The following is a 6,883-nucleotide window of genomic DNA, read 5'->3' on the forward strand; positions in this document are numbered from 1 at the left end:
CTTCTGAACCGCTCCGGCCTGAATTGCGCGATCGAGGTTGGTGGCGTCATCCGCCCCGGCGATCCTATTCTTCCGATGGACGAGTGAACGACATGGCATCACCACGTATCATCATGAAGCTGAAGGTTGTCGCCACCCGCAAAGAACCGGGGGACGTGCTCGTCGTCGAACTCGAGCATCCACGCAAACCCCTACTGCCAGCCTTCGAACCGGGCTCTCACGTTGATGTCCACCTGCCCGACGGGCGGGTTCGCCAATATTCATTGTGCGGTGACGCAGCCGACCTCAGCCGCTACACGATCGCCGTGAAGCGGGAGGCGGAAGGCCGTGGCGGCTCGGCGTGGCTGCATGATGCTGTTTGCGTTGGCACCGTTTTGCCGGTTTCTGCGCCGCGCAACCATTTTCCGCTGAAGGAACGTCATGGGCCGATCCTGCTGTTGGCAGGGGGGATCGGCATCACGCCTCTCCTGGCGATGGCAAGCGTTTTGAACCGGCAGGGCAAACCGTTCGAGTTGCACTACTTCACCCGCAGTCGCGCGGTCGCGCCCCTCTTGGCAGTGATCGAGCAGGTCATCGACGGTAGCAAACTGCGACTTCACTTCGACGACGAGCCTGAAACAAGACAGGATATCGCAGCCTTGCTATCGGCCCGTCAAAGCGATGCGCAGGTTTATTATTGTGGACCACCGGGCTTCATGGCGGCAATCGCGCGAACCACCGAAAATTGGCGTGAGGGTTCGGTGCATTTCGAGGCGTTCCAGCCTGCCGTACGCGACGATACTCCACCGGAGCCCTTCACCATCATCCTGCGCAATGGGACAGAGGTTCCGGTTCCGGCTGAAATATCGGCGCTGTCGGCAATTCGCGCGGCCGGGGTCCTGTTGATGGCGTCGTGCGAAAACGGTGTGTGCGGCACCTGCGAATGCGGCTTCCTGGACGGCCAGCCGATCCATAGGGATGCGGTCCTATCGAAGGACGCCCGCAGCCACCGGTTCATACCCTGCGTATCGCGCGCAACGGGCGTGCTGCGGCTTGATATGTGAAATCCGGCTCTGGCGGAACGATGGTGACAAGCGGGAAAAACGGGATGACCAGAATTACCCTACTTGAACGAGATCGAGCGATGCGTCTCCTGGCTCGCTGCTTGGACCATCCACCATGCCAACCACATTCTCCAAGGCGGCGAGGTGAAGGTCGGCGGCCATCAGGCGTCTTCACGCGGCTGTTTGCGCTGAAAAGCCGTATGGACGGCATCGCTGAACGGTTCCGCTTTTTGCCTGCCAACCTGACCGACCGGTTGATGGAGGCGGCCAGCCGCCTGTTCCCATCCCACCTGCCCGTCAGGCTCACGCAATTCTGGCATCGTGGCGCTGGACATCGCCCTCACCGAAATGAGTCCGAGTGGACGGAAACGCTTCCGCCCGACATCGAGAAAACCATTCTCCGGAAGCTCTACTACGGCCACTTCTTCTGCCACGTCTTCCATCAGGACTATGATCGCCAAGGGCGTGGACTGGTTGGAGATGGAGCACAAAATCCTTGAGGTGCAGGACAGGCGCAAGACAAGGTACCGGACCTCCGTGTCCGCCATCAACGCCCTTGAGACAAATGGCTTGGAATTGAGAAGAGAGGATTTCTGGTTCATCGTAGCTCGATCAAGGGAAGCGAAGATGAGACAGAAATCCGGGCCGCAGAAACCGGCGGCAGAGCAAGTCATCAAGGATATCCGCCGTGCGACGCGCAAGCATCACTCGGCCGAAGACAAAATCCGCATCGTGCTGGAAGGCCTGCGTGGCGAGGAGAGTATCGCTGCACTGTGCCGCCGCGAAGGCATTGCCGAAAGCCTTTATTACAGTTGGTCGAAGGAATTTCTGGAAGCTGGCAAGAAGCGCTTGGCTGGCGATACGGCGCGTGCTGCCACGTCCGACGAGGTGAAGGTGCTTCGCCGCGAGACCCGCGATCTGAAGGAGGTCGTCGCCGAACAGGCGCTGGAATTGCGGCTTCTCAAAAAAAGCATGATAGCGGATGGGGGCGACGAGGAATGAGATATCCCGCCTCCGAGAAGCTTGAGATCATCCGGATCGTTGAGCAATCGCACCTGCCAATCAAGGCCACACTCGATAAACTCGCCATACCGCGCCCGACCTTTTATCGATGGTATGATCGGTTTCTCGCCCATGGCGTCGAGGGACTTGAGGATCGACATTCAGCGCCGTCACGGGTGTGGAACCGCATCCCGGATGACGTCCGAAGCCGGATCATCGACATGGCTCTGGAGCAAACCGAACTGTCGCCGCGCGAGCTGGCTGTGCGCTTCACTGATACGGAAAAGTATTTTGTGTCAGAGGCTTCGGTCTATCGCCTGCTCAAGGCCCATGACCTCATCACTTCGCCTGCCTTCATCGTCATCAAGGCCGGCGACGAATTCAAGGACAAGACGACCCGGCCCAACCAGCTCTGGCAAACCGATTTCACCTATCTCAAGGTCATCGGCTGGGGCTGGTTCTATCTGTCGACCATCCTGGATGACTTCTCGCGCTACATCGTCGCCTGGAAGCTGTGCACCACCATGAAGGTCGACGATGTCACCGACACGCTGAACCTGGCGCTCACGGCCTCGGGATGCGATATGGCGAGGGTCGAGCACAGGCCGCGCCTGCTATCGGACAATGGCCCGTGCTACATCGCCGCCGATCTGGGCGATTGGCTGGAACAGCGATCCATCGAACAAGTGCATGGTGCACCCGGCCATCCCCAGACCCAGGGCAAGATCGAGCGGTGGCACCAGACTCTGAAGAACCGCATCCTGCTGGAAAACTACTACTTCTCGCAGGACCTTGAGGCCCAGATTGCTGCCTTCGTCGATCACTACAATCATCGCCGATATCACGAAAGTCTGGGCAACCTGACACCGGCCGACGTCTACTTCAGACGCGGACATACCATTCTGCTGGAAAGAGAAAGGATCAAACGCGAAACCATCAGACAGCGCCGGTTGCAACACCGGCAGCAAGCAGCTTAAAATCAACAAACAGACGGACCAGAAACTCCGATCTTCGCAACGCGAATCTGTCTCAAATCATTTGCAGACGGACACCGGACCTCCGGTCACCTTTTTCGACAAGGCCAATCGCTTTCCATGAAGTTCTTCGTCACCGCCTTCGTTCCCATGACGGGCCACGCATCCGGCGACGCCGAAAAAGGCGCGCTGGTGTTCAGGAAATGCGCAACCTGCCACAACATCGACAATCCGGAGAATAAGATCGGTCCCCATCTCGTCGGCTTACTTGGGCGAAAAGCCGGGACCGTTGAAACCTACGCTAAGTATTCCGACTCGATGAAGAAAGCCGACGATGAGGGCGTGGTCTGGGACAAGAAAAACTCGAGCGCCTATCTTGCTGCGCCGAAGAAATTCCTTCCAGGCAATCGCATATCCTTCACGGGACTGAAGTCCGCTGACGATGTCGCACCTTGCTGGAATACCTCAAAGGAAAGTGAAAGACGCTCCTTTAATGCGCCGTGAGTCAGTCTGGACTTGATGTGAGATCGCATCAGCTGCCTCGCCGTTTGAAACGAACTGCGTCATTCGTCAGCCGGGCAGATCAGCTACGGGGCAATACCGGCAATCGCTTTCAGGAACGCATCGATTTCTTCCTCCGTATTGTAATAATGTGGCGAGGCTCGCACGACAGGCGGGAGGTGTCGCGTATAAGCGTCAACGGGGGTACTGGAGGGAGGCGAAACCGAGACGTTGATTCCCTTGCTAGTCAGGTAGGCCAAGACGGCTGACGAGTCCCAGCCCTTAACCGTGAATGAGATGATGGACGCAAGTGGCGCTCCGAGATCATGTACGGACACCGCACGCATCCCCCTCAGGCCTTCGCGAAGCTTTGTCGAAAGGTGTTTGCAACGCTCTTCGATGTTCTTGAGCCCAATGCCGAGGGCGTAATCCACTGCTGCCCGCAGGCCGAGACGAACTGAATAGTTCTTCTCCCACGTTTCAAAGCGTCTAGCATCAGGTCGCAATTCGTATCGACCGGGCGCAGTCCAGGGCGCGCCATAAAGGTCGATCATCGCTGGCTCGATCGTCTCCAGGATGGATTTGCGCATGTACATGAAACCCGTTCCCCGCGGCGCACGGAGAAACTTCCTGCCAGTAGCGGTGAGGATGTCGCAGCCGAGAGCGTTAACATCCATCGGGATTTGACCGGCAGCCTGGCATGCGTCGAGCAGATAGAGAATGCCATTGTCGCGTGCAATTCGACCGATCGCTGCTGCTGGATTGATAAGCCCGCCGTTGGTCGGGATCCAGGTAACGGCAATCAACCGAACGCGATCATCAATCATTTTCACCAGCGCGTCCGGATCAAGGACGCCAGAGGCGTCATTCGGAATGACCTCGATCGATACCCCGGTGCGCTTGGCAACCTGCAGAAAGGCTACGTAGTTGGCCGCAAATTCAGCACTTRCCGTCAGGATCCGGTCCCCAGGTCCAAAAGAAAGGGAATAGAAGGCGCGCTGCCAGGCAATCGTTGCGTTTTCAGCGATCGCTATCTCGTCGCGTGCGCAGTTTACAAAAGTAGCCAAGCTGTCATAGGTTCCCTCCAACAGCGAGTTGGCCTCCGCCGCCGCCTCGTAACCTCCAATTTCGCCTTCCCGGTTCAAATAACCGATCACTGCATCGATCACCGGGCTCGGCATCAGCGCCGCCCCAGCATTGTTCAGATGGTTTCTGTTCTTTGTGCCGGGAGTATCAGCACGCAGGCGAGGAAGGTCTAAAGTCTTGCAAGCGTCGTGGGTGATTTCCGACATGAGGGATTCCTTTGATCGAACAACAATCTTGTTGATGCAATGGGCGTTGTCGTGGAAGCCGATACTTTCGCAACCTGCTGTGCAAAAATGGGCGGCATTGTGTGATTGCCAGCCAATTAGACAGGCCAAAGCGCTCCGCGCGACCCGATTTACGAAACCTCACGAAGACCAGGGTGCGTTTCTCAAAAGTCGTTGTTCGTCCCGACGAACCAGCTCTTTCACGAATTGCTTTACGGCCCTCACTCTGGGGAGATAAGCTAGGTCTTGATGTGCCGACATCCAGATCTCGCGTTCGCCGCTCAACTCGTCGAGCACTGGAACGAGACCGAGGTTCAGACCGCGTGCGAATTCGGGAAGGGCCACTATTCCTGCGCCAGCAGACGCCGCGAACATCTGCGACATCATGCTGTTCGAGCTGAACGCAAGTTTGGGGGCAGGCACGAGTTCCTCCAGCCAGAGGACGCTTTCGAGCTGGACCAGTTCCTCGATATAGCCAACAAAGCGGTGCCCACTAAGATCCGCCGCTTGTGAGGGAACGCCATTGCGCTCAAGATAACCCCGCGAAGCGAACAAGCCGGTCTTGAACCGTCCGATCAGCTGACTGTCGAGAGACGTTCCGTGGGGTTTGAAGAAGCTTAGGAACAGATCGGCTTCCCGGCGAGCGACCCGAACCGTTTGCGGCGATGTTACCAGCTCTAGGTCAAGATCAGGGTACCGGTTACTGAGTTCAACGAGGCGCTCGGAGAGATAAAGCGTTGCAATGCCCTCCATGGTGGCTAATCTGACTGTGCCGCGAATTTCGTCACGATTGCTCACGTCGCTTCGAAGCGCATTCACCCCGTTCTCGATTTCCTCCGCTCGCCGCATTGTAACAAGCCCGGCCGGTGTCAGCAGAAGTCCATTCTTGGTTCGTTCGACGAGTGCGCCGCCAACCGTATATTCCAGACGAGCAAGCCGACGCGATACGGTGGAGTGGCTGACTTTCAGTTCCCGAGCGGCTCCGGTCACGCTCTTGCACCGGACGACGATGAGGAAGAGTTTGAGATCGTCCCAATCAAGATGATCGATTGCAGTCGCCATACTACCCCCCGTCTATTTTTGCACAGGGTAGTGCATCCTATTCGGGTTGGCGCGCAAATTCGTTCTGTTAGTTTCGAACGAGCTGTAAAGGCGAATGTGCAGCATACAATGAAGCAAAACCACTTGCAGACATGCTGATCGCCAGCAGGTCGCGCTGCTTAACCTGCCTCGGGAGAAACCATGTCTAGACGAACTGTGAATGCCTCGAATGCTGCCGCAGTAGGACCTTATTCGCACGCGACATGGGCCGGCGACCTGCTATTCTGCTCCGGCCAGACGCCGCTTGATCCGAGCACCGGCAAACTTGTCGACGGAAACGTCGCCGATCAGACCCGCCAGTGTTTCGATAATCTGTTTCAGGTCCTGGAGGCAGCAAGCCTCGGGCCCGATGATGTCGTATCCGTCAACGTCTATCTCACCGACATGGACGACTTCGCTCAGATGAACGAGATTTACGCGACGCGATTTTCATCGCCCTACCCTGCCCGCACCACCATCGGCTGCGCCAGCTTGCCGCTTGGTGCACGCATTGAAATCGGTCTAACGGCAAAACGGCACTTATGACCCTGTCTTTGGCGACCTTGTCGAAATGGCTAATCGCCAACCTTCATAAGTAGAGGAATGTCGATGGGAAACATGAACTTCAAGGCCGCCGCTGCTCATATTGCCCCCGTTTATCTCGATCCGGTAGCGAGCGCGGAGAAAGCTTGTTCGGTAATCGCAGAGGCTGCCCGAAATGGCGCATCGCTCGTGGTATTTTCGGAAAGCTTTCTTCCCGGGTTTCCCGTCTGGGCAGCACTTTACCCACCCATTCAATCGCACGAACATTTCAAGCGCTTCTTGAATGCTTCGGTATTCGTGGACGGACCTGAAATCGAGCGTGTGCGGAAAGCTGCGTCCGACAACGGTGTTTTCGTTTCAATCGGTTTCTCTGAGCGCAACCCGGCAAGTGTCGCGGGTCTGTGGAATAGCAATGTCCTGATCTCCGATA

At 57.1% G+C, this 6,883-nt stretch carries 8 protein-coding genes; 6 read left to right on the forward strand and 2 right to left on the reverse strand.

What is annotated here, in order from left to right; translation table 11 throughout:
• The 4 genes from AC1D17_RS27040 to AC1D17_RS27055 all read left to right on the forward strand — a co-directional run.
• Positions 1-1,043: PDR/VanB family oxidoreductase (locus AC1D17_RS27040; RefSeq protein ID WP_477568335.1), on the forward strand; the 1,043-nt coding region annotated here is incomplete at its 5' end.
• Positions 1,044-1,243: 200 nt separating this feature from the next.
• Entirely contained in the window at positions 1,244-1,543 is a 300-nt protein-coding gene (locus AC1D17_RS27045) for a hypothetical protein (protein ID WP_477568336.1), read from the forward strand.
• Between the two features lie 127 nt (positions 1,544-1,670).
• Positions 1,671-3,022, forward strand: a protein-coding gene (locus AC1D17_RS27050; RefSeq protein ID WP_477568337.1) for an IS3 family transposase whose coding sequence is annotated in 2 segments (ribosomal slippage) — positions 1,671-2,007 and positions 2,007-3,022 — 1,353 coding nt in all. Because the reading frame shifts where the segments join, the coding sequence is not laid out codon by codon here.
• Positions 3,023-3,139: 117 nt separating this feature from the next.
• The gene (locus tag AC1D17_RS27055) at positions 3,140-3,523 is read left to right on the forward strand and encodes a c-type cytochrome (protein ID WP_477568338.1); all 384 of its coding nucleotides are present in this window, start codon (positions 3,140-3,142) and stop codon (positions 3,521-3,523) included.
• A gap of 83 nt (positions 3,524-3,606) precedes the next feature.
• Here AC1D17_RS27055 and AC1D17_RS27060 read toward each other — a convergent pair whose 3' ends face one another.
• On the reverse strand, positions 3,607-4,812 hold the full coding sequence (locus tag AC1D17_RS27060; protein ID WP_477568339.1) for an aminotransferase class V-fold PLP-dependent enzyme: 1,206 nt from the start codon (positions 4,810-4,812) through the stop codon (positions 3,607-3,609).
• Positions 4,813-4,971: 159 nt separating this feature from the next.
• Positions 4,972-5,892: a LysR family transcriptional regulator gene (locus tag AC1D17_RS27065; protein ID WP_477568340.1), complete on the reverse strand. Its 921-nt coding sequence runs from the start codon at positions 5,890-5,892 to the stop codon at positions 4,972-4,974.
• A 180-nt stretch (positions 5,893-6,072) separates the two neighbouring features.
• On the opposite strand from AC1D17_RS27065, the gene AC1D17_RS27070 reads away from it, so the two are divergent.
• Together AC1D17_RS27070 and AC1D17_RS27075 are read left to right on the forward strand one after the other, a co-directional pair.
• Positions 6,073-6,456, forward strand: a complete 384-nt coding sequence (locus tag AC1D17_RS27070) for a RidA family protein (protein WP_477568341.1) — start codon at positions 6,073-6,075, stop codon at positions 6,454-6,456.
• Between the two features lie 63 nt (positions 6,457-6,519).
• The coding region (locus AC1D17_RS27075; RefSeq protein WP_477568342.1) for a nitrilase-related carbon-nitrogen hydrolase at positions 6,520-6,883 on the forward strand (364 nt) is incomplete at its 3' end.

The organism is Pararhizobium sp. P1_E7 (assembly GCF_056405855.1).

What these genes read in the sequence shown, in the direction of transcription:
- AC1D17_RS27045 (WP_477568336.1), top strand. Translation starts at nt 1,244, where the DNA reads ATGGACGGCATCGCTGAACGGTTCCGCTTTTTGCCTGCCAACCTGACC.
- AC1D17_RS27055 (WP_477568338.1), top strand. Translation starts at nt 3,140, where the DNA reads ATGAAGTTCTTCGTCACCGCCTTCGTTCCCATGACGGGCCACGCATCC.
- AC1D17_RS27065 (WP_477568340.1), bottom strand. Translation starts at nt 5,892, where the DNA reads ATGGCGACTGCAATCGATCATCTTGATTGGGACGATCTCAAACTCTTC.
- AC1D17_RS27070 (WP_477568341.1), top strand. Translation starts at nt 6,073, where the DNA reads ATGTCTAGACGAACTGTGAATGCCTCGAATGCTGCCGCAGTAGGACCT.